Annotated in this window: 23 protein-coding genes and 1 tRNA gene; 17 read left to right on the forward strand and 7 right to left on the reverse strand. The window is 63.0% G+C overall.

All coding sequences use genetic code 11. The features are described from left to right. Positions 1–36 precede the first annotated feature (36 nt). On the reverse strand, positions 37–1,065 hold the full coding sequence (locus NDO48_RS01305; protein ID WP_267320718.1) for an RluA family pseudouridine synthase: 1,029 nt from the start codon (positions 1,063–1,065) through the stop codon (positions 37–39). A 25-nt stretch (positions 1,066–1,090) separates the two neighbouring features. Between NDO48_RS01305 and NDO48_RS01310 the strand changes: the two genes are divergently transcribed. The 3 genes from NDO48_RS01310 (at position 1,091) to NDO48_RS01320 (ending at position 2,033) form a co-directional block, all read left to right on the forward strand. Beyond that, a complete protein-coding gene (locus tag NDO48_RS01310; RefSeq protein ID WP_018429864.1) occupies positions 1,091–1,477 on the forward strand; it encodes a hypothetical protein in 387 nt (128 codons plus the stop codon). After that, positions 1,474–1,881, forward strand: coding sequence for a VOC family protein (locus NDO48_RS01315; protein WP_267320719.1), 408 nt, complete (start codon positions 1,474–1,476; stop codon positions 1,879–1,881). The genes NDO48_RS01310 and NDO48_RS01315 overlap by 4 nt, the downstream gene beginning before the upstream one ends. Before the next feature lie 77 nt (positions 1,882–1,958). Beyond that, positions 1,959–2,033, forward strand: a tRNA-Glu gene (locus NDO48_RS01320). Between the two features lie 356 nt (positions 2,034–2,389). Here NDO48_RS01320 and NDO48_RS01325 read toward each other — a convergent pair. Then, entirely contained in the window at positions 2,390–2,710 is a 321-nt protein-coding gene (locus tag NDO48_RS01325) for a hypothetical protein (RefSeq protein ID WP_267320720.1), read from the reverse strand. A gap of 587 nt (positions 2,711–3,297) precedes the next feature. Between NDO48_RS01325 and NDO48_RS01330 the strand changes: the two genes are divergently transcribed. Beyond that, positions 3,298–3,786, forward strand: a complete 489-nt coding sequence (locus tag NDO48_RS01330; protein WP_157632806.1) for a hypothetical protein — start codon at positions 3,298–3,300, stop codon at positions 3,784–3,786. Between the two features lies 1 nt (position 3,787). On the opposite strand, the gene NDO48_RS01335 is transcribed toward NDO48_RS01330, so the two are convergent. After that, positions 3,788–4,123, reverse strand: coding sequence for a hypothetical protein (locus NDO48_RS01335; protein WP_267320721.1), 336 nt, complete (start codon positions 4,121–4,123; stop codon positions 3,788–3,790). A 621-nt stretch (positions 4,124–4,744) separates the two neighbouring features. Here NDO48_RS01335 and NDO48_RS01340 point away from each other — a divergent pair. The 3 genes from NDO48_RS01340 to NDO48_RS01350 all read left to right on the forward strand — a co-directional run bounded on the left by NDO48_RS01340 (position 4,745) and on the right by NDO48_RS01350 (position 5,789). Continuing rightward, a complete protein-coding gene (locus NDO48_RS01340; protein WP_267320722.1) occupies positions 4,745–5,047 on the forward strand; it encodes an XRE family transcriptional regulator in 303 nt (100 codons plus the stop codon). Between the two features lie 201 nt (positions 5,048–5,248). After that, positions 5,249–5,560, forward strand: coding sequence for a hypothetical protein (locus NDO48_RS01345; protein ID WP_267320723.1), 312 nt, complete (start codon positions 5,249–5,251; stop codon positions 5,558–5,560). A gap of 97 nt (positions 5,561–5,657) precedes the next feature. Next, a complete protein-coding gene (locus NDO48_RS01350; RefSeq protein WP_018429856.1) occupies positions 5,658–5,789 on the forward strand; it encodes a hypothetical protein in 132 nt (43 codons plus the stop codon). A 29-nt stretch (positions 5,790–5,818) separates the two neighbouring features. Here NDO48_RS01350 and NDO48_RS01355 read toward each other — a convergent pair whose 3' ends face one another. Together NDO48_RS01355 and NDO48_RS01360 are read right to left on the reverse strand one after the other, a co-directional pair. Then, positions 5,819–6,376, reverse strand: a complete 558-nt coding sequence (locus tag NDO48_RS01355; RefSeq protein ID WP_267320724.1) for a hypothetical protein — start codon at positions 6,374–6,376, stop codon at positions 5,819–5,821. Between the two features lie 111 nt (positions 6,377–6,487). After that, on the reverse strand, positions 6,488–6,715 hold the full coding sequence (locus NDO48_RS01360; protein WP_018429854.1) for a hypothetical protein: 228 nt from the start codon (positions 6,713–6,715) through the stop codon (positions 6,488–6,490). Positions 6,716–7,644: 929 nt separating this feature from the next. On the opposite strand from NDO48_RS01360, the gene NDO48_RS01365 reads away from it, so the two are divergent. The 8 genes from NDO48_RS01365 (at position 7,645) to phoB (ending at position 17,620) form a co-directional block, all read left to right on the forward strand. Further along, entirely contained in the window at positions 7,645–8,001 is a 357-nt protein-coding gene (locus NDO48_RS01365) for a putative quinol monooxygenase (RefSeq protein WP_018429853.1), read from the forward strand. Positions 8,002–8,106: 105 nt separating this feature from the next. Next, the gene (locus tag NDO48_RS01370) at positions 8,107–11,049 is read left to right on the forward strand and encodes a response regulator (protein ID WP_018429852.1); all 2,943 of its coding nucleotides are present in this window, start codon (positions 8,107–8,109) and stop codon (positions 11,047–11,049) included. Between the two features lie 280 nt (positions 11,050–11,329). After that, positions 11,330–12,367, forward strand: coding sequence for a PstS family phosphate ABC transporter substrate-binding protein (locus NDO48_RS01375; protein ID WP_018429851.1), 1,038 nt, complete (start codon positions 11,330–11,332; stop codon positions 12,365–12,367). Between the two features lie 101 nt (positions 12,368–12,468). Beyond that, a complete protein-coding gene (pstC, locus tag NDO48_RS01380; RefSeq protein ID WP_018429850.1) occupies positions 12,469–13,935 on the forward strand; it encodes a phosphate ABC transporter permease subunit PstC in 1,467 nt (488 codons plus the stop codon). Further along, positions 13,932–15,248 (forward strand): phosphate ABC transporter permease PstA, encoded by a 1,317-nt coding sequence (gene pstA, locus NDO48_RS01385; protein WP_018429849.1) that lies wholly within the window; start codon positions 13,932–13,934, stop codon positions 15,246–15,248. Before pstC ends, pstA begins: the two co-directional genes overlap by 4 nt. Before the next feature lie 23 nt (positions 15,249–15,271). Beyond that, a complete protein-coding gene (pstB, locus tag NDO48_RS01390; RefSeq protein ID WP_026227575.1) occupies positions 15,272–16,093 on the forward strand; it encodes a phosphate ABC transporter ATP-binding protein PstB in 822 nt (273 codons plus the stop codon). A gap of 38 nt (positions 16,094–16,131) precedes the next feature. Beyond that, a complete protein-coding gene (gene phoU / locus NDO48_RS01395; protein ID WP_018429847.1) occupies positions 16,132–16,833 on the forward strand; it encodes a phosphate signaling complex protein PhoU in 702 nt (233 codons plus the stop codon). A gap of 97 nt (positions 16,834–16,930) precedes the next feature. After that, the gene (gene phoB, locus NDO48_RS01400; RefSeq protein ID WP_040457026.1) at positions 16,931–17,620 is read left to right on the forward strand and encodes a phosphate regulon transcriptional regulator PhoB; all 690 of its coding nucleotides are present in this window, start codon (positions 16,931–16,933) and stop codon (positions 17,618–17,620) included. 75 nt (positions 17,621–17,695) lie between these two features. Here the strand turns inward: phoB and NDO48_RS30530 are convergent, their stop codons facing one another. Beyond that, positions 17,696–17,998, reverse strand: a complete 303-nt coding sequence (locus NDO48_RS30530; RefSeq protein WP_416377169.1) for a GCG_CRPN prefix-to-repeats domain-containing protein — start codon at positions 17,996–17,998, stop codon at positions 17,696–17,698. A gap of 144 nt (positions 17,999–18,142) precedes the next feature. Continuing rightward, entirely contained in the window at positions 18,143–19,396 is a 1,254-nt protein-coding gene (locus NDO48_RS01405; RefSeq protein ID WP_018429844.1) for an ROK family protein, read from the reverse strand. Between the two features lie 244 nt (positions 19,397–19,640). On the opposite strand from NDO48_RS01405, the gene xylF reads away from it, so the two are divergent. Both xylF and NDO48_RS01415 read left to right on the forward strand, forming a co-directional pair. Continuing rightward, complete coding sequence (gene xylF, locus NDO48_RS01410; RefSeq protein ID WP_026227572.1) at positions 19,641–20,681, forward strand: D-xylose ABC transporter substrate-binding protein; 1,041 nt, start codon at positions 19,641–19,643, stop codon at positions 20,679–20,681. Between the two features lie 147 nt (positions 20,682–20,828). Next, the gene (locus NDO48_RS01415; RefSeq protein ID WP_018429842.1) at positions 20,829–22,181 is read left to right on the forward strand and encodes a sugar ABC transporter permease; all 1,353 of its coding nucleotides are present in this window, start codon (positions 20,829–20,831) and stop codon (positions 22,179–22,181) included.

Genomic DNA, 22,181 nt, shown 5'->3' on the forward strand with positions numbered 1-22,181 from the left:
AGTGAACAATGCCAGTCAAGTTTCTTGATCGAGGGTTCAGAGATTCCGAAAACCTTCGACCAGCTCCCCCATGTCGCGAGGCAACGGCGCCTCGAACCGCATCAATAGATGGGTAACCGGGTGGCGAAATGCAAGGAGGCGGGCGTGCAGGGCCTGGCGTGGAAACGCCTGGACGGCCGACTTCAGCGGCTCCGGCAGCCGGTTGGACTTGGTGCGGAAGGCCTGGCCGTAGTCGGGATCGCCGACGACGGGGTGGCCGATATGGGCCATGTGGACGCGGATCTGGTGGGTGCGGCCGGTTTCGAGCCGGCACTCGACGAGGCTAGCCGTGGTGAACTCGGCCTGGTCCTCGCCGAAGCGCTCCTGGACGGTGTAGTGAGTAACCGCATGGCGGGCATCGTCGCGATGCTCCGGCACTACGGCGCGGCGGACGCGGTCGGCATGGCGGCCCAGGTGAGCGTCGATGGTGCCGGTCATGCGCGGCAGGATGCCCCATACGAGCGCCGAATAGGCGCGTTCGAGGTCGCCGGTGAGACCGTGGTCGGCGAAGGCTTCCGACAGGGACTTGTGGGCGCGGTCGGTCTTGGCGACGACCATGACACCTGACGTCTCTTTGTCGAGGCGATGGACGATGCCCGGCCGCTTGACGCCGCCGATGCCTGAAAGGCTGTCGCCACAATGATGGATGAGGGCGTTGACCAGCGTACCGGTCCAGTTGCCGGCGCCGGGATGGACGACGAGGCCGGCCGGCTTGTTGATGACGATCAGCTCTTCGTCCTCAAAGAGGATGTCGAGCGCAATGTCCTCGCCCACTGGCTCGGCCGGCTCGGGCTCGGGCATGTCGATCGAGATCTCGTCGCCAGCGGCCAGCTTGCGTTTGGTTTCGTCGACAAGCTTGCCGGCGACGTGCACGGCCCCCTGCTTGATCAGCGCCTGGACGCGGCTGCGCGACAGGTCGGGACCGAGCCGGGCGGCCAACCACTGGTCGAGCCGCTGGCCTGCGGCATCGGCGTCGGCCGTCAGCACTATCAATGTGCCTGCCTCTTCGCTATCTGATGCGCTCATTACAACAATTCCGGAAGCCTTGCCCATGACAGGCCCTTACGCCGACGAAGCAGAAGAGGACAAGCCGCTCGACCCGGCGGTGGAACGCGTTCGCAGGAAACTCGTCCGGTTCGTGGCGATCAATCTCGGGCTGCTTTTGCTGGCCCTTATGACGGTCGTCGGCGCACTTGTCTACAAAGCGCGCACCAGCTCGGTGGCGACGCCTGAGATCGGCGGCGACATTCCCGCGCCTGCCGGCGGTCAGCTGACCGGCGAGATCGTGCTGCCTGTCGGTGCGAAGGTGGTTTCGCAGTCGCTGTCGGGCGGCCGCATCACCATCGATGCCGAACTCGTCGACGGCAATCGCGTCATCTATCTCTACGACATCGCCGAACGCCGCATCGTCGGCCAGTTCTCGATCCGCAACAAATGAGCGCTTATTCGGGCACCGGCCGGCGCGTCGCCACCGTCGCGGTAGTCGTTTCCGACTATGACGAGGCGATCGCCTGGTACACCGGCAAGCTCGGCTTCCGGCTTGCCGAGGATGTCGACCTCGGCGGCGGCAAGCGCTGGGTGACGGTCGAACCAGGGGGGCAGGGCGCGCGGCTTCTGCTTGCCAAGGCCGATGGCGAAAGCCAGGCAGCCAGCATCGGCAACCAGACAGGCGGCCGCGTCTTCCTGTTCCTGGAGACCGACGATTTTGCCCGAGACCACGCGTTGATGACCGAAAGAGGCGTTTTGTTTCGCGAAACCCCGCGGCGCGAGGCTTACGGCACCGTTGCCGTGTTTGCCGATCTCCATGGCAATCTGTGGGATCTGATCGAGCCGAAGCGCTGAAATCGCTTTGGCTGTAAATAACCCGGCCGGGGCTGTTGCTTTTTCAAAAATGGCCGCCTATATCGCGGTCCTCGGCTGCGCCCATCGTCTAGCGGTCAGGACACCGCCCTCTCACGGCGGGAACAGGGGTTCGATTCCCCTTGGGCGTACCAACAATTTAGAGCACTTAGCTGCTTCCCCCTGTCTTTCTGTCCAATGTTTGTGGAATGTCAGCAAGTATCCTCCGGCGCGGAGTGGTCTAGCTGGGTCGTTCTGCGGTCTCGCGCTTGAGGTTCCCACTGATTCCGGGCAATCCTGCGAAGATCGGATGGAGGCGAAGTCGCATGAAAGTGTCCATCAGCCGCAATAGGGCTGACAAGCCGACGGCGCGAGCAATGGTTGTGCTATTGGTGGACCATCCCGACCAGCATCACGGGTCCGCGCAGCACCGCCACCGCTGAAGGCACACGCGACAGCATCGCGTCGCTCTTTTTCAGGCATCGACGCAAGGCGCGCACGGGTCTCCTGCTCAAGCCCCAGGCCGACAGCGTCCTTTTGGCGACGGCGGGCTAGCCGTGCGCTTGGCAATACCGTCAATCTCGGCCTTTGCCTTGGCGCGCGCAGCATCAAGACGCATTGCTACGCGCTCGCCTGACTTCGGCGCGGCGTTGGCGATCTGCAACAGCGCGCCTTCGTGCGTCAGTGTTCTGTCGGCCAACGCAGCACGCTCAAGATTGACGAGGCTGGTTGCCTGTTCGCGGGCAAACTTCATGGCGGCGGACAGGTCGGTGAACGCCGCATCGGCCTTCATTATCGCGCGGTGCGCGTGATCGACAACAACGCCGTTCATCCGGGCAGCATTGATCTTCGCGATGATCGGGCGACGGCGGAAAGCCTGTTCCGGCTCCTAAACCTAATCTCGGAAAATATGATTTCCGAGCCAAAGCACGTTGATAAGATTTATGCTACACTTCCACCAAACGTACTTGCTGCAATAGAGACGCGAGACAAAAAAGGATGAACTCGACAGTGTTGGACTTCGGAAGGGCTAATATGCGCACCTGTACAATTGCCCTAGCCTGTATCGGCCTAAGCTCCCCAGCTCTTTCCGCCGGTCTCGGCACGTTCCTTGGAAAGGATAATGCCGCTCTAAGGACAGAGTTGGCGGGTGTGGCGTCGTGCACAGACGGCCCTCACACTATCAGATTGCCAATAGTGGATGCACACACAGAGGTGCGCTCTGATTTGTTCAATCCGGTACCTGGGAACTCTGTTGCCGCCGATGGTAGTGGTGAGTTCACGTACTCGCTAATTGGCGTTACCACGTGCGAAATGCCGGGGTCAGCTCTTGTCCGCAGCTATAGTCGGGCCGGACAGATTTTTCGAATTTCTGTGACTTATACGCGCTGCAAAACAGACGCGGCTGCGGGAAGTTGCTTGGAAACGGACGAGAGACCGCGCCCCTACGATGCCGAAATATATTCGGCCATGTCACATAAGGACGCCTACATTTCTTCTGCTGATGGGTCATTCTTCAGCGCGTATCCAGAAACTATCTCGGACCCGATGGTCAAGAAATATGTATACGATCTTGATTGTGGTCCTTGGGTTTCGGAATTCACGTTCAATCAAAAACGATCAGCGAAGTGCATTGCAGACATTTCAATGAAGGACGGTGTGTTTGCCTCCACGACTGTTTATGAAATCTACGACGACGGCTACATAAGCAATACATTGGTCGGGCGCTTTGCAGGTGAACGCATATTCGTGGACGTTGCTGCTGAACAAGATGTGATTGCCGATCTTGCAGCAAAAATGTCAACGATTGTCGAGCAGAAACAGGCTGAGATTGCGAAATTGAAGACTGAGGAGCAGACGAAAGAAGACCGGGTCAACGAAATTCTCGGCACAACTCCGGCAAAATAGCTCACGTGTAACGTCCCCCATCACGGCGACGCCGGTTTGCAAGGTCGCCCATTTTCTGCCCTTCCGTCCGCTTAAAGCTGTCCGGCTGATTGGCCTTCAACGCCCTGTCCACGGCCCCGGCGATGCGGTCGGCAAGCAGGTGATCGTTCCGGTTTCCTGATCCGGTGACGTTGATGGCAAGCGATGGCGCGTAGGTGTTCGACGGGGCAAAGGTCGAACCGTTCACGATGCCGCCAGCGGCAAGGACCACGGTCTTCCCGGAGTTGATGGCTTCCAGCATCGCCCGATGGCGCTTGGTGGATTTGGCGTTCACGACGAACTCGCCATCAGACAGCATGGCCGGAATGCTATCGGACGTGGACGTGCCGGGACCGGATCCGCCTTCCGCGAAGACTAAAAGCCCCCAAGCAGGGCAGCGCCGCCGCCGATAGGCATCGCATGAAGCTGCTGCACGGCTCCCCAAGGCCGAGAATGGCAGAGGTCAGGGGACCAATGGTGTCAATGGTGCCCTTGCCTCCTCTCCTGATAGTGCTCTTCATGCGCCCCATGAAGTCGCTCCACCGCGCGAGCACCATCGCAATCAGGCCGACGTGAAGCTCTTCCGCCTACTTTTTGGCGAGCTCCACTACATCGTCGCGCATCGCGCGCCGACCACCCTAGGCATTCGTGTCGGCATCAGAGATAGCCGAGCACGTAGAGAATGATGATCCCGATCAACGGGACACCCAGCAGCCACAAAACAAAACCTCTCAGCATCGTATTTTCCTTCCCTGTTGCAGGGGAACAATGCCCGGGGCGGGGATGGGTTCCGCATTTTTGCAGCCAAGGGCTGCGTGCCACGCACGGTTGCCGGCGCCAATTCCGGGCTTTTGTCAGGCAGTTGCGAGGGGTGTGAAGCTCGGCGTAACCTCTGCCGAAGCGATGGACGATGGTGCAGGCAGTTGAGGAGGAAGACCCCATGATCACTGGACCGATCTGCAGGGCGGCGCGGGCGATCGTCGAAATCAACCGGGCCAGGCTGGCGACCGCATCCGGCATCGGCGAGGACCTCATCGAGGCATTCGAGCGCAAGATCTCGACGCCGGCCGACGACGCCATCCACGCGCTGCAGTCGGCGCTGGAGGAACTGGGCGCGGTTTTCATCCCCGAAAAAGGCGCCGATGGCGCCGGCGTGAGGCTGAAGTTCAGCCGCTCGGTGACCAAGCGGCTGTCGACGCTCGAAAGCGAGGGTGGGCCGGTCGCCAGCGACGACGTACCCTGAGGATTACGGCTGCTGCGGCGCGCCCCATCATTGCGCTGTCATTGGAAGAAGATCCGGTTCTGGAGACAAGCTGTCGGCAGCCCGAGAGCGCAGGCGCTCGGGCCTTCGGTTGAAGCCCGTCCGCCGAAATGCGACAAAGGCCGGGAACGAGGACAGGAAACCATCAGCACCGGGACGGCTAAAGAACGGGCTTTGAGAGCGATGGGCGGGGCTGTGCCGCTGCGCCTGATCGCGCTCGTGCTTGCCTGGGCGCTGGTGCTGCTGCCGGCAAGCCTCGGCCCCCTGCCGATCTCCGTTGGCGACCAGCAGGCGCATCAGACGGTCGTGAACAACGGGTCCGCCGGGCTCGTGCTGTCGAACTACGATCGCAGCCAGAGCGCGATCCGCAATGCCGAGATAGGGCTTCCCGAGCCAGGGCCCCGTCGCCTCGAACTGTCGCGGCCGCGCGATGCTGCGGTCAAGGCCCAGCAATTCTCGGCGTTTTCGGCCCGCGCACCACCGCTCCGCGCCTGAACCAAGACTCCACTCGCAGCCAATGTCGAAACGCCTGTTCCGCCGAGCGGAGGGCTTTTGCGCAGCTGCACCAAAATATTGCCCGAAGAGGGATATCATGACCGACAAGAACGAAAACCCGGCCGGCATGGCCGACGCCGCCGGTGGCAGGGATGCACTGAAGGGTTGGGCCCTGATGTTGGCGCTGATCGGCATCGTGCTGGTTGCCGCTTACTTCTACGCCAGGTGACGACAACGAAGCCGGACCCGTGGCGAGCGCTACGGGTCCGGTGTTTCAGGGCTCGTTCGTGCGGGCAGGGCGCGCGAAAACTCGATGCCGTCGATGACCAGAAGACGCGGGTCGGGAGCGGACGCCACGCGCTCGATGCCGTCGCTGCACGAAAACACCGGCCAGCCGGCGTCGAGGCAACTTATCTCCACGAACCAGTTGCCGAGTTGATGGGTGAGGCTCAGATGCAGGCTGCCATCGGACAGGCGGCGGGCATGCGAGCCGTTGGCTGCGGTCCATGTCCAGGGGCCGCCGAAGGGCGGACGGTCGCGCAGCACAAAGGGATAGATGCGCGGCGGCAGGCTCTCCTGGGTCGCAGCGTTGCGATAGCGCATCATCGCCGTGACATAGTCGGCGGCGATCATCGGCCACGGTCCGTAAAGCTGAGCGAGCCCGCGCTGCTGCGGATCGCCGAGCTCGTGGTGTGCTCGGTTCTCCGTGCCGGATGCGGCAGGCGGCAATTGCAGGAAAAACGCCAGCGCGCCCACCCAAACGGCGGAACATCGCAAGCGGCCAATTCGCGACACACCAAGCCCCCGCGTGGTCACACGAATACATCCCCCACAGATGCGGCCCGGCCGGTGCTCATACCCAAGCAATCCGAAAGCTCTGGTGCCTGATGGCTTCGAGCCGGGATGCCTGGCATTCGCACCGAACGATCAGGCTGCGCTTTTCGCCCGGAAACGCGGAACGCTTGCCAGCAACTTCTCTTCGTCGCGCACTCCTGACCGGTAGAGGGAGATGAGGGTCCTGGCAATTTCTGTCGCCCAGATGGAACTCGGGTCTTCGCCGCGTTCGACGCAAATCTGGTCGAAGGTGCGTTGCAGAAGGGCGAGGTCCTTGGGGTAAATCGGGGAGTTAGGCCGGGTGAAAAGTACGTGCTCCATAGTTTTCTCCCATAACGTTACTCGGCTACTGACCAATCGGAAGCTTCATCATGTAGGGCGGTCTCACCTGACGGACAGGTGCGTGCGCCTGACAGCATGCACTGCGAATTCGACCGGAGGCATTCAGGCATCTTGCCGGCATACCTGCACTCAAGCAGCACATGCCAGGCCAATTCACTGCTTCAGGTCAGCGGATGCCGATGCCCAGGGCATAGGAGATGCAGTAAACGGCCATGTCCGGATTGAAAATCGCACCGGTCTCGACCGATTGCACCGACGTATCTCCCAAGCGCGTTGGTTGCAGGGCGCCGCTTTTCTATTTCCGGGCGAAGCTTGCTCCACAACCTGAAAGATGTCGAGTCACCCTGGGTTGCACCCGGATTGCGGGAAAGGCGGAAAACCGGGCAAAAACCGGCAAACGAAAAGGCCTGCCGCGGGGGGAGAGGCGGCAGGCCTTTCGGAACGTGGCTGAAAGGTAGGACCACGCTCGGTCTGCAGAAAGAACGCCTGACCGGCCCGGAAGTTCCAAAGCCACGGCGAACGTCGCTGTCTTCCAGCCCCGGCAATCACGACGGTGCGACCCGGTGTGCCGGGACGGGCTGTGCAGGAACAAAACAATGGCGGCCCGCATTCACCAATTGTTCACCATCCGCCCGCACCATCCACCTCGCGCAATGTATCGAGTGCGCGTCTTCGGCAACGCCCGGCGGGCTGCACAACCTTCCGCCCGCCGGTGCGTTGCGAAACCGTTTCCAGTCATCGACGAACAAAGCTGCGGGCGCTTGAGGCTGCTGATCGTGTTCCGAAATCGATTCCGATTTTCGGACCGATGCGATAGCCTGAACGCTCCACGCTTGCGGCGTGGGCGCCGTCGAGCGCCGGAGCGATGTCCGAGTTGCTGGCTATGGAGGACAGAACGCGTGCCTGAAATGACCATCATCGTTGAGTTCGAGACGCTCGAGGGCGCCGAACAGCAGTTTCTCGCCTTGATCTCCGAACATGCCCGGGCGACGCTGCAGGAGGAGCCGGGCTGTCTGCGCTTCGAGGTGATCAGGCCGGTGGAGCGCGACGGCACGCCGATTGCCAACAGGGTGATGGTCAGCGAGCTCTATGCCGATATGTCGGCCGTGGCCGCGCATGAGCGCAACCCACGCATGCCCGACGTGCAGAAGGCGACATCGCCGTTGCTCAAGTCGCGGCGGCTTATCCTCGGCACGGTCGAGGGGCTCAGCGATCCCGATGGCGGCCTGCGGCCTGAGGAGCTGAACGCCGCCAACGACGACTAAGACCTTCCGTCGTTAAGGTTAGTCAGTCGTTAATGCTTATCCGGCAAGGTCTGTTGCGGTGGGTTGCGGGGGAGCGGCCTGCCCTTGCATGCAGGGCTGTGTGGGATGCGGAAAAACTGGGGGCAGGGCATCGAGCCCGCCGACAAGCCGGCTAATCATTTCAGGCAAACGGCAGCCGTGCGCAATGTGCATGTCGGCGCCGAGGCCAACCTGCCCTATGCCGATCTCGAACGCACCATCGATTCGATGAACATGGGTGTGGTGCTGGTCGACGCTGCCCTCAATGTGCTGTTCATCAACAAGGCATTCTACGACATCTGGAAGGTCTCGACCGATCAGGTTGCGGCCGGCTGCACCTTCCGGGCGCTGATGGATGTGAACCGCCACAGCGGCGTCTATGCCATCCCCGATGTCGACTGGGAGGATTATGTAGCCTCCCGCCAGGCCGAGATATCGGCCGGCGACGTGGTGCCGCGGGAATTCCGCCGCGCCGACGGCTGCACTATGATCTATTCGGTGACGGCACTTTCCGGCGGCAAGCGGCTCGTCTCCTATTACGACGTGAGCGGGCTGAAGCAGCGGGAGACCGAGGCCGTGGAGGCGCGGCGGCGCCTGGCCCAGGTGCTGGAATCCCTGCCGGCTGGCGTCGTCATCTACGATGCCGAAGACCGTTTCGTGCTGGCGAACGAAAAACTGCGGAGCGTGCTTCCTGCTTTGGCGCCGGCGATGGCCGAAGGCGGCACGCTGCACCAGAGCCTCATTTTGGCGCAACAGCACGGCTATTTCCGCGATACCGGCGATTACAGCCTCGACAGCCTCTATGACGCCGACCCCGACAAATGGGTCGAGGGCATGGTCGCCCGCTATCACACCACCCAGGGCGAGCGCGAACGCCGCAACCCCGATGGACGCTGGTATCAGGTCTTCGACCAGCGGCTGCCCGACGGCACCTATATCGGCGTGCGCGTCGACATCACCGAACTCAAGCAGCGCGAACGGGCGCTGCAGGACTCGATGCGCGAGAACGAGGTGTTCCGCAGCCTGATCGACAACGTGCCGGTGTCGATCTACGCCAAGCACGACGACCTCAGGCTCATGTATGTCAACCAGGGCTGGTGCGAACTGACCGGCTATTCCAAGCAGGACGCCATCGGCAAGACCGACGCCGAGATCTTCGGTCCCGAAGGCGAGGTCTTCATGCGCGCCGACCGCGAGGTGATGCGCACCGGCGGCACCGTCGATGTCGAGGAAACAGCCACCGATCCCGACGGCGCGACGCGCCACCAGTTTGCGCGCAAGAGCGCGATGGTCGCCTCCGACGGTTCGCTCTACCTGATAGGCTCGACCACCAACATCACCGAACTCAAGCAGCGCGAGCAGGAGCTGGAGGAAGCGCAGCGCCGGGCGGTGCTGGCCGATCGCGCCAAGTCGGAATTCCTCGCCAATATGAGCCACGAAATCCGCACGCCGATGAACGGCGTGCTGGGCATGGCCGAGCTTCTGGCGAAATCCGACCTCGACCCCAAGCAGCGCACTTTCACCGACATCATCGTGAAGTCGGGCAATGCGCTTTTGACCATCATCAACGACATCCTCGATTTTTCGAAGATCGACGCTGGCCAGCTGGTGCTCGATCCGGTGCCGTTCAACCTGTCCGAGGCGATAGAGGACGTGGCGACGCTGATTTCGACGCGCGCCAAGGAGAAGGACCTCGAGCTGATCGTCAGGATGCAGCCCGACCTCAAGCATCTCTATGTCGGCGATGTCGGCCGCATCAGGCAGATCGTCACAAACCTGCTCGGCAACGCAGTGAAGTTCACCGACGCCGGTCATGTGCTGGTCGATGTGACCGGCCAGCACGCTGGCGAGGCGACGAAGCTGCGCATCGCCGTGACCGACACCGGCATCGGCATTCCAGAGGCCAAGCTCAAGCTCGTTTTCGATAAGTTCAGCCAGGTCGATGCGTCGTCGACCCGCCGCCACGAAGGCACCGGTCTCGGCCTTGCGATCACGTCGCGGCTGGTCGACATGATGGGTGGCACCATCGGCGTGGAAAGCGTTGAAGGCGCAGGCTCGACCTTCTGGTTCACGCTGACGCTACCCAATGCGGGCCGGCTGGACACGCAGCCGTCGGCGCTGATCGACGTCAGCGGCTCGCGCATCCTGATCGTCGACGACAACGCGGTGAACCGCACCATTCTGACCGAACAGATGGTGTCGTGGGGCTTCGATTCCTGTGCGGCGCGCAGCGGCGACGAGGGACTGCGCGTGCTGCATGCGGCGCATGGCATGGGTGTGAAGGTCGACTGCGTGGTGCTGGACTACCAGATGCCCGGCATGACCGGCGCCGAGATGGCGCGGATCGTGCGGCAGATGCCGGAACTGGCGGATACGCCCATCGTCATGCTGACCTCGGTCGACCAGTCGCTTTCGGGACCGGGCTTCAGCGATCTCGCCATCGATGCCCAACTGATCAAGCCGGCGCGGTCGTCGGCGCTGCTCGAGGCACTTGTGGCGACAATCCAGCGGCGGCGGACGCCGAATCTGACCCCGGCGCAAAAGGTCGAGGCACAGGTGCCGGCAAAGGAAGAGGAAAGCACCTCTCGCAATGTGGCGCGGCTGCGCGGCGGCCAGCGGCCGGCTGGCGAGGGCGGGCTGGACATCCTGGTGGCCGAGGACAACGAGGTGAACCAGATGGTGTTCAGCCAGATTCTTGCCGAGACCGAGCTGTCGTTCGAGATCGTCAACAACGGCCGGCGCGCGGTGGCTGCCTTCGGCGAGCGCCGCCCGAAGATGATCCTGATGGACGTGTCGATGCCCGAGATGAACGGGCTCGAGGCGACCAATGAAATCCGCAAGCTCGAACGCGGCACCGGCACGCGCGTGCCGATCATCGGCGTCACCGCACATGCGCTGAAGGGTGACAAGGACCGCTGCCTGGAGGCGGGCATGGACGACTACCTGCCGAAGCCGATCAGCCCCAGGGCATTGCTGGAAAAGATCGAGCGCTGGTCGTGGCAGGACGAGGAACGACGCGGCGTCATGTAAGCGTCGTCAGACCCGGCTAGAACCCAAGACTGTGGAAATGTGACAGAACGGCGTGTGAAACGGCTGCCTGCCTTTAGGTAGGCGGCTTGCTTTTGCTTGGCCATTGTTGTTTGCCTCGCGCCGGCAAAGGACCGGCTGCGCGAAGCCTTGGCCGCCATGCACAGCGACCGTTACCGGGGTGACACGAAACTGTCATCTAACTGTAATAGAGGGGGGCTATTGGCTCACCGGGCGCCGAAGAATGGCGTCAAACGAGATACTCCCACAGGAGCAGGCCCCAATGAAAAAAGCTCTTCTCACCGCGTCGGCTGCTGCCTTCGCGATTGCCGCCTCGGTTGGTTACGCGTCCGCTCGCGACCAGATCCAGGTTGCAGGTTCGTCGACCGTTCTGCCTTACGCCAAGATCGTTGCCGAGCAGTTCGGCGAGACCTTCTCGAACTTCAAGACCCCCGTGGTCGAGTCCGGCGGTTCGGGCGCCGGCATCAAGGAATTCTGCAAGGGCGTCGGCGAAAACACCATCGACATCGCCAACTCCTCGCGTCCGATCAAGAAGGACGAGATCAAGTCCTGCGTCGACGCCGGCGTGAAGGACATCCAGGAAGTGAAGATCGGCTATGACGGCATCGTCTTCGCGACCGACGTCAAGGGCCCGGACTGGGCGCTGACCCCCGAAGACATCTACAAGGCCCTGGCTGCCAAGATCGCTGTCGACGGCAAGCTGGTCGACAACCCGAACACCAAGTGGAACCAGGTCAACCCGAACCTGCCCGACTGGGACATCGCCGCCTACATCCCGGGCGAAAAGCACGGCACCCGCGAAGTCTTCGAAGAGAAGCTTCTGATCGCCGGCTGCAAGAAGCTCGGCGGCGTTGAAGCCGGCAAAGCTTCGGGCCTCGACGACAAGGCCGCCGAAGCAGCCTGCAAGGCCGTGCGCAAGGACGGCAAGGCCATCGACATCGACGGCGACTACACCGAGACGCTGGCTCGCATCGACTCGAACAAGACTGGCGTCGGCGTGTTCGGCCTGGCCTTCTACGAAAACAACGCCGACAAGCTGAAGGTCGCCACCGTCGGCGGCGTGACGCCTTCGGTCGAGACCATCGCCAAGGGCGAGTATCCGGTGTCGCGTCCGCTGTTCTTCTACGTCAAGAAGGCGCATCTCGGCGTCGTTCCCGGCCTGAAGGAATATGTCGAGTTCTTCCTCGACGACCAGATGGTCGGCCCGGAAGGCCCGCTCGCCGACTACGGCCTGGTTGCTGCTCCGGACGCAGAGCGCGCTGCCCAGCGCGAAGCCTTCGGCGCCGGCAAGACCATGTAATGAACTGATTGCCATGGGGCGGCGGAAAATCCGTCGCCCCATGGAATATTCCGCCGACTGTCCCGTTCGGCACAAAGATCCGAATTCACCGAGGCCGGCCCATGTCATTCCTGCTCGTCTTCGCCATAGTGCTTGCAATCGGCCTCGCAGCCTTCGTGCTCGGCCGCCAGAGGGCGCTTTCGCAGGATGATGGATCCGTCAAGCCACATTCGCGGGCCCACTACCATGGCTGGTGGGCGTTCCTCGTCGGTGTCGTGCCGGCCGTCATTTTCCTGGTCTGCTGGGACGTGGGCGCCAACGCCTATCTCAACAGGTACATCCACGCCTTGCTGCCCGCCGATGTCGCCGATGGCACGGTGGCACATGAGGACCTCGCTGCCGGCCTGGTCAAGAGCCTGGCCAACGGCATGCGCCGGCTGGACGCGCAGACGCTTGGCGCGCTGCCTTCGAGCTTCGCCGAACTCCAGCCCAAGCTCGCAGAGAAGGGCGTGGCGCTGGCGCCTGACACCCAGGACTACATGATCCCGATCGCAGCGGATGCCAATCGCATCTCCGACCGGATGAACTGGATCGCCGCCATCATCTCGATCGGGCTCGCCGCGGTCGGCTCGGTCTACGGTCTCAGCCGCATCAGCCCGCGTGCCCGTGCCCGCAACAATGTCGAGAAGATCATGCTGTGGGCCCTGCTCGGCGCCTCCACGCTCGCGATCCTCACGACCATCGGCATCGTCTTGTCGATGCTGTTCCAGACCATCGCCTTCTTCGAGAAGGTGCCGCTTACCAACTTCTTCTTCGGCACCGTCTGGGATCCGCGCTTTGCTGCAGCGGGCTCCGGTGGTGCAGAGGGCCAGTTCGGCCTGATCCCGCTTCTCGCCGGCACGCTCTATATCGCTCTTGTCGCGCTGCTCGTCGCCGTGCCGATCGGTCTGATGTCGGCGGTCTACATGTCCGAATACGCCGCCCCTAAGGTACGCGCGGTGGTCAAGCCGGCGCTTGAGCTGCTCGCCGGCATCCCGACCATCGTCTACGGTATCTTCGCGCTCGTCACGCTCGGACCCTTCCTGCGTGACATCTCGGCTGCCCTTGCCGGCGGCACCCCCTTCATCCAGGCGCAGTCGATCCTGACCGCCGGCCTGGTGATGGGCGTGATGCTCATCCCTGTCGTCTCGTCGCTCTCCGACGACATCATCACCGCCGTGCCCCGCGCCATGCGCGACGGCTCGCTCGGCCTCGGCGCCACGCGCTCGGAAACGATCAAGCGCGTCATCCTCCCAGCCGCGCTGCCGGGCATCGTCGGCGCCATCCTGCTCACCGCCTCGCGCGCCATCGGCGAAACGATGATCGTGGTGCTGGCGGCGGGCGTGGCGGCGAACCTGACGCTCAATCCCTTCGAGGCGATGACCACCATCACGGTCAAGATCGTCAACCAGCTGACCGGCGACCTTGAGTTCAATACGCCGCAGACGCTGGTGGCCTTCGCGCTCGGCATCACACTCTTCGCGCTGACCTTGGTGATGAACATCGTCGCGCTCTACATCGTCCGGAAGTACCGGGAGCAGTACGAATGACCGACATTTCGCTCGACACGCTGACCACGTCCGCCGCGCCCGCGCGCCGCGACATCGGCCTCAAGAAGCGCTATGCCGCCGAACGCCGCTTCCGCCTCTACGGCGTGCTGGCGATCGCTGTCGGCCTGGTGTTCCTGGCAATCATGCTGACCTCGATCGTCTCCAAGGGCTATACTGCCTTCTGGCAGGCGACGGTGACGCTACAGGTCGAATTCGACCCCAAGATCATCGATCCCGAGAACAAGCGGGCGACCGATCCGAACGTGCTGATCACGGCGAACTATCCCAAGCTCGCCGAGACCGCGCTGATCGCCAAGCTTGGCATCGACCCGAGCGACAAGGCCGCCGTGCGCAAGCTCAAGGGCTTCCTGTCAGAAGGATCGCGCGTCCAGCTGCGCTCGATCGTGATGGCCGACCCCTCGATCATCGGCACGACGCAGAGCGTGGACATCCTGGCAGCCGCCAATCTCGACTCCGCCTACAAGGGCCAGATCGACCTGACCGTGCCGGAAAGCCGCCGCAAGGTGTCGGACCAGCAGGTCGAGTGGATGAACAAGCTCAAGGCCGAAGGCGCCATGAGCGAGCACTTCAACACCGGCCTGTTCACGTTCGGCGCATCGAGCCGGCCCGAAACCTCAGGCGTGGGCGTCGCCATCATCGGCTCGTTCTACATGATGGTGATCGTGCTGCTCCTGGCGCTGCCGATCGGCGTCGCCGCCTCGATCTACCTCGAAGAGTTTGCCAAGAAGAGCCGCTTCACCGACCTGATCGAGGTCAACATCAACAACCTCGCGGCCGTGCCGTCGATCGTCTTCGGTCTGCTCGGCCTGGCTGTCTTCGTCAATTTCCTCGGCCTGCCACGCTCGGCTTCCTTCGTCGGCGGCCTGGTGCTGACGCTGATGACACTGCCGACGATCATCATTGCGACGCGTGCGGCACTTGCCGCAGTGCCGCCGTCGATCCGCGCGGCGGCGCTCGGCCTCGGCGCGTCGAAGATGCAGATGGTGTTCCAGCACATCCTGCCGCTTGCCGCTCCCGGCATCCTGACCGGCACGATCATCGGACTGGCGCGTGCGCTCGGCGAGACGGCGCCGCTGCTGCTGATCGGCATGGTCGCCTTCGTTGCCGATTATCCGAAGACCCCCTTCGATCCGGCGACGGCGCTGCCGGTTCAGATCTACATGTGGGCGAACGAGGCCGAACGCGCCTTTGTCGAACGCATGTCGGGCGCCATCATCATCCTTTTGATCTTCCTCATGGCCATGAACATCGTCGCCATCGTCCTGCGCCGCCGTTTCGAGCGTCGCTGGTAGACGTGGACAAGGAGCACCCTGCTATGAACATCATGAGCGAGAAAACCCTCGAAGACGCGGTGACAGCCGAGATGAACAAACCGAACGAAATCATCAAGATGCGCGGCGACAAGGTGACCGTGCACTACGGCGAGAAGCAGGCGCTCTTCGGCGTGGACCTCGACGTCCGCCAGAACCAGGTGACGGCGCTGATCGGCCCGTCGGGCTGCGGCAAGTCGACCTTCCTGCGCTGCCTCAACCGCATGAACGACACGATCGACGCAGCCCGCGTCGGCGGCAAGATCACGCTCGACAGCGAGGACATCTACGATCCCAAGATCGACGTGGTCGAACTGCGTGCCCGCGTCGGCATGGTGTTCCAGAAGCCGAACCCGTTCCCGAAGTCGATCTACGAGAATGTCGCCTACGGCCCGCGCATCCATGGCCTCGCCAGGTCGAAGGCCGATCTCGACAAGATCGTCGAGCAGAGTTTGCACAAGGCGGCGCTTTGGAACGAGGTGAAGGATCGCCTGCACGAGCCGGGCACCGGTCTGTCGGGTGGCCAGCAGCAGCGCCTGTGCATTGCCCGCGCCATTGCGGTTTCGCCCGAGGTCATCCTGATGGACGAGCCATGTTCGGCACTCGATCCGATCGCCACCGCCAAGGTGGAGGAACTGATCGACGAATTGCGCGAGAACTACACCATCGTCATCGTCACCCACTCGATGCAGCAGGCGGCGCGCGTGTCGCAGCGGACGGCGATGTTCCACCTCGGCTACCTCGTTGAGGAGGGGCCGACGGACAAGATGTTCACCAATCCAGACGACAAGCGGACGCAGGACTACATCACCGGCCGCTTCGGCTGAGTGATCGTCGCGTACAGTAAGCAGACGAGGAAACGATCATGGGCGATCATACAGTCCGGTCCTTCGACGAAGAACTCAAGCATGTCGACCAGCTCATCCGCGACATGGGCGATCTCGCCGGTTCGATGGTCGCGGGCGCCATCCGGGCATTGCTGTCGTCCGACCAGGCGATGGCCCAGAACGTGATCGCCGACGACGCGATCATGGACGCCAAGCAGCGTGAGCTCGACAACGCAGCCATCACGCTGATCGCCAAGCGCCAGCCGATGGCGCAGGATCTGCGCGCCGTGGTCGGCGCCATCCGCATGGCTGGCGATCTCGAGCGCATCGGCGATCTTGCCAAGAACATAGCCAAGCGCGTCGGCGCCGTCGGCCAGATGCCGACGCCGCGCAACCTGGCGCACTCGATCGATGCCATGTCGCAGCTGGTGCTGGGACAGGTGCGTGGCGTGGTCGACCTCTATGTGGCGCGTCAGCCGGAAGGCCTGAAAGGCCTGCGCATCGACGACCAGAAGATCGACATCCAGTACAATGCCGTGTTCCGCGAACTCCTGACCTACATGATGGAAGATCCGCGCAACATCACGGCCTGCACCCATCTGCTGTTCTGCGCCAAGAACCTCGAACGCATCGGCGACCATGTGACCAATATCGCCGAGAACGCCTATTTCGTGGTGACCGGCGAGCAGCTTCCGCTCAATCGGCCCAAGGTCGACGAAACCACGACGGTTTCGAACTGAGAACTTCCGCACCGCATGCGTTTGGCGCGGGGGCGCTGCATAGGTTAAACCAGCGCATGGTCCTGATCGGGCCGTGCGCAAGGACAAGGTACAGGCGATGATCGCTCCAAAGGTCATGGTCGTTGAAGACGAAGAGCCGCTGGGCGTGCTGCTTCGCTACAATCTCGAATCCGAAGGCTATCAGGTCGAGGTCGTCACCCGTGGCGACGAGGCCGAAATCCGTCTGCAGGAAAACGTTCCCGACCTGCTGGTGCTCGACTGGATGGTGCCCGCATTGTCCGGCATCGAGCTGTGCCGCAGGCTGAGGATGCGCCCGGAGACCGAGCGGCTGCCGATCATCATGCTGACGGCACGCGGCGAGGAAAGCGACCGGGTGCGCGGGTTGTCGACCGGTGCCGACGACTATCTGGTGAAGCCGTTCTCGACGCCTGAGTTCATGGCGCGGGTGAAGGCTCTGCTGCGCAGGGCCAAGCCCGAGGTGCTGTCGTCCATCCTCAAGGTCGGCGACATCCTGCTCGACCGCGAGTCGCACCGGGTCTACCGCAAGAAGAGCGAGATCAAGCTCGGGCCGACAGAGTTCCGCCTGCTCGAGTTCATGATGCGGCATCCGGGCCGCGTGTTCTCGCGCAGCCAGTTGCTCGACAATGTCTGGGGCGAGACGATCTATATCGACGAACGCACCGTGGACGTGCATGTCGGGCGCCTGCGCAAGGCGGTCAACAACGGCCGCATGCCCGACGTGATCCGCACCATCCGCGGTGCCGGCTACGCCATCCGCGAGGATTAGGCGCCCGGCCGGCGAGACAGTTAAATTTGGCTCGCCGGCTTATCGAACATGATCAGACGTTCGCGCAGCGGGCGGTCAGCGCCATCCGCCATATGGCAACCGCCCGTGATACGGCGTATTGCGGCAATGGCCGTATGGGCCGCGCCAATAGCCCGGAGGGCACCCGTAAGCGTGACGTGCACGGTGTACGACACGCCCATAGCGGCATCCGCCATATGGCCCTCGCCAGCCTCCCGCCCCGCAGCCCTGGGCAATGGGAATGACCATTGCCGAATCTCCCGCGACAAGCGGCATGGGGTTCGGGGTGGCTGATGCTGAAAACGATGAGGCACACAAAAGGCCTACGCCGGCCAGGATGTTACGCAGCAGACTGGTCATCGCAACGTCTCCGAAACGGACGACACGTCGGTTCCAGGGTTGGTTCCGCCTCTTTGCCAGGCTGGGCCTTTCAAGGGCGGTCGCGGACTGTCGTCTAGCACGGCAGTATGGTCGCGGCGATCGTCTTAATTGCGACGGCCGAAATCAAATGTCCTTGAGCGGAATGTCTGCCTCGGCCCGCCGCGGCACCGAGCCCGCCGCAAAGACTTCCTCGTCGACATAGAGCAGGGCGCGCATGGTGCAGCCTTCGCGGATCAGGGGGACCTCGTTCGGCTCGGTGTCGAAAGAGATCGCCTTGGAGTGCGTGCCGCCGGCCGTCTTGGCGATGGCCGAGCGCACATACGGCTCCATGATGTCGAAGGCGGTGGCGCCGACACCGACGAAGGCGAGGGGGGCGGGGTCGAACAGCGCGAACATCGAGCCGAGGCCGAAACCGATTGCCTCGCCCGCCTTGCGGAAGGCCTCGCGCTCGGGGCCGTCATGGTCGCGCGCGGCGTCGGCGAGCGCCTTGATGTCCTCGTCGGAGAGGTCGGCCAGCGGCTCGGCGTTTTCGTCGCCGAGCCGGGCGTTGCGCCAGATCGCATAATTGCCGGCATAGGCCTCGATGCAGCCGCGGCGGCCGCAGCGGCACAACGCTCCGTCGGGGCGGTGGACCATATGGCCGAACTCGGCGCCCGACGATTGCGTGCCGGTGAACAACTCGCCCTTGATGACCAGGCCCATGCCAATGCCGTGGGAAAGCAGGATGGCGATAAAGTCGTCGCGATAGCGCGCCGGGTCGCGCCAGTGCAGGGCCTCGGCGATCATGTTGCAGTCGTTTTCGACGGTCACCGTCACACCGAATTCGCGCTCGAGCCTGTCGGCGAACTGGATGTCGTCATGTGGGGTAATCGGCGACCACAGGAGCTTGCGGGCGCCGGCATCCGTGGTGCCCTGGATGGCCAGCGCGATGCGCAGTACTGACGCTTGCGGGCGCCCGCTGCGCGCGATGACCTGACGCACGATGGCGACGCATTCGTCGACCAGCGCCTTGGCGGGCAGTCGCTGGGTGACCAGCCGTCGGGTCTCCTCGACGATCTGGTTGCCGGCATAGTCGATGACCGAAGCCGACAGGTGGTTGAGCGACAGGACGACGGCAACAACCGAGGCGGCGTCGGCTTCGAGCGCCAGGCCCACCTGGGGCCGGCCGCGCTTCATCGGCGACTGTTCGCCACCCTTGGCCTCGGCAAGGATGCCTTCGGCTATGAGGTCGGAGGATATGGTCGAGATGGTCGAGTGGCTGAGCCCGGTGACGGCCGCGATCTCGGTGCGCGAGGGCTGGCTTGCTCGCCGGACTGCCGATATAACCATGGCGCGGTTGCGCCGTCTCAGATCGTCGTGACGTATGCCGACCGACATGTGTGCGTCTTCCTCCCGGTGGAACGCTGCCTTTCTTAAGGGGCAGTCGCCAGCGCATTCTTATCCTGCCAGAGCCGGCGCAAATTGTCTTTATTTATTTCGGCGCTCGAAAAAATTAGCAAGGCATGGTGAAACCATGTTGACAGCCGACAATGGCTGAGTCACTATTTTTTCGAGGCTCGAAAAAATGAGCTTCTCCAAGGGCTACCGCAGAAGCGCGCCCGTTGGGCGCAGGGAGGAAACTATGAGGAAATTTACAACCGCCATTCTGGCGGGTGTCGCCATGTCGATGTCGCTTGCGGCAGTCGCCGAGGCGAAGGACAAGGTTATCGGCGTTTCGTGGTCGAACTTCCAGGAAGAGCGCTGGAAGACCGACGAAGCTGCCATGAAGGCGGCCATCGAGGCCGCCGGCGACAAGTACATCTCGGCTGATGCCCAGTCGTCGCCGGCCAAGCAGCTCACCGACGTCGAAAGCCTGATCTCGCAGGGCGCCAACGCCCTGATCATCCTGGCGCAGGACGCTTCGGCCATCGGCCCGGCCGTCGACAAGGCGGTCGCCGAGGGTATCCCTGTCGTCGGCTACGATCGCCTGATCGAGAACAAGGACGCCTTCTACCTGACCTTCGACAACAAGGAAGTCGGTCGCCTGCAGGCCAAGGGCGTGTTCGCCGCCAAGCCTGAAGGCAACTACGTCTTCATCAAGGGCAGCGGTGCCGATCCGAACGCCGACTTCCTGTTCGCCGGCCAGATGGAAGTGCTGAAGGAAGCCATCGACGGCGGCAAGATCAAGAATGTCGGCGAGGCCTATACCGACGGCTGGCTGCCGGCCAATGCCCAGAAGAATATGGAGCAGTTCCTGACCGCCAACGACAACAAGGTCGACGCGGTGGTGGCATCGAACGACGGCACCGCCGGCGGCGCGATCGCAGCCCTCCAGGCACAGGGTCTTGCCGGCTCGGTGCCGGTCTCGGGCCAGGACGGCGATCATGCCGCTCTCAACCGCATCGCACTCGGCACCCAGACCGTGTCGGTGTGGAAGGATGCGCGCGAACTCGGCAAGAACGCGGCTGAAATCGCCTCGCAGCTTGCCGACGGCAAGAAGATGGAAGAGGTTGCCAACGTCACCAAGTTCAAGACGCCCGGCGGCCTCGAGCTGAACTCGGTGTTCCTGACGCCGGTTGCGATCACCAAGGACAACCTCAACGTCGTCATCGATGCCGGCTGGGTTGGCAAGGACGTCGTTTGCCAGGGCGTGGCCGCCGGTTCGGTCGCTGCCTGCAACTAACACCTATCAGACCTGTTCGGTCGAACGCCGCGGCCCCGATGGAGCCGCGGCGTTTTTCAAAAAGCGCCCGCTTCATGACATGGCGGATTGCCCCTATCATGCGCACACCGGCTGCCGCGGAGACGGCCACCCGGTTGGGAGGTAGCAATGACAGACACGACTTCCAACGCGCCGGCTGACCGCGCGCGAACGACCGAGCTCAGCCTGGTCGGACGCTTTCTCAAAGCGACTGAGATCGACACCCGCATGCTTGGCATGATCGGCGCGCTGCTGCTGATCTGGGTGGGGCTGCAGGTGATTTCGAGCCTGCGCCTGGGCGTCAATCCGTTCGATTTCGACAGCCGCACCTTCCTCACCTTCCGCAACCTGTGGAACCTGTCGGTTCAGGCTTCCGCTGTGGCCATCATGGCCACCGGCATGGTTCTGGTCATCGTCATGCGCAACATCGACCTGTCGGTCGGCTCGGCCGAAGGCCTGATCGGCATGGTGATGGGCTTCGCCCAGGTGCATTTCCTGGTAAAGGCCGTCGGTCTCGAACTCGGCAATCCGTGGATCTGGGCGCTCGCGCTCCTCATCGGCATCGCGCTCGGCCTTGTGATCGGCGCGCTCCAGGGGTTTGTCATCGCCTATATGGAGGTTCCCGCCTTCATCGTGACGCTGGGCGGACTGCTGATCTGGCGCGGCGCTGCCTGGTGGGTCACGTCAGGCCAGACGATCGCTCCGCTCGATGCGAACTTCCAGCTCATGGGCGGCGGTCCGCAGGGGGCCATCGGCGCGACGTGGAGCTGGATCATCGGCCTTGTCGCGTGCCTTGCCGTGATCCTCGCGCTGATGAACGGCCGCCAGCAACGCAAGCGTTTCAAGTTCCCGTTACGACCGCTCTGGGCCGAGGCATTTCTCGGCGCCGTCACCTGCGGCGTGATCATGGGCGCGGTGTGGATTGCCAATTCTTATCCCTGGCCCGTCGGGATCGTGCGCAAATATGCCGAGACCAACGGCATCGCCATCCCCGAAGGCGGGCTGTTCATCGCCCATGGCATTGCCATTCCCGTGCTGATCGCGGTGGCGGTGGGCATCATCATGACCTTTGTCACCAATCGCACCCGCTTCGGCCGCTATGTCTTTGCCATCGGCGGCAATCCTGAAGCTGCCAATCTTGCCGGTATCAACACGCGCTGGATCACCATGAAGGTGTTCATGATCATGGGCGTCCTGGCTGCAATCAGCGCCGCGGTCTCCAGCGCCCGCCTGAACTCGGCGACCAATTCGCTGGGCACGCTGGATGAGCTCCTGGTGATCGCTGCGGCTGTCATCGGCGGCACCTCGCTGGCCGGCGGTTCCGGCACGGTTGCAGGTGCCATGCTGGGCGCGCTGCTGATGCAGTCGCTGCAGTCGGGCATGGTGCTGCTCAACATCGACTCGCCGCTGCAGAACATCGTCGTCGGCATGGTGCTGGTCGTGGCCGTGTGGCTCGACACGCTCTATCGCAAGCGCGTCTAA

This window comes from Aminobacter sp. MET-1 (genome assembly GCF_026521175.1).
GTDB lineage: Bacteria > Pseudomonadota > Alphaproteobacteria > Rhizobiales > Rhizobiaceae > Aminobacter.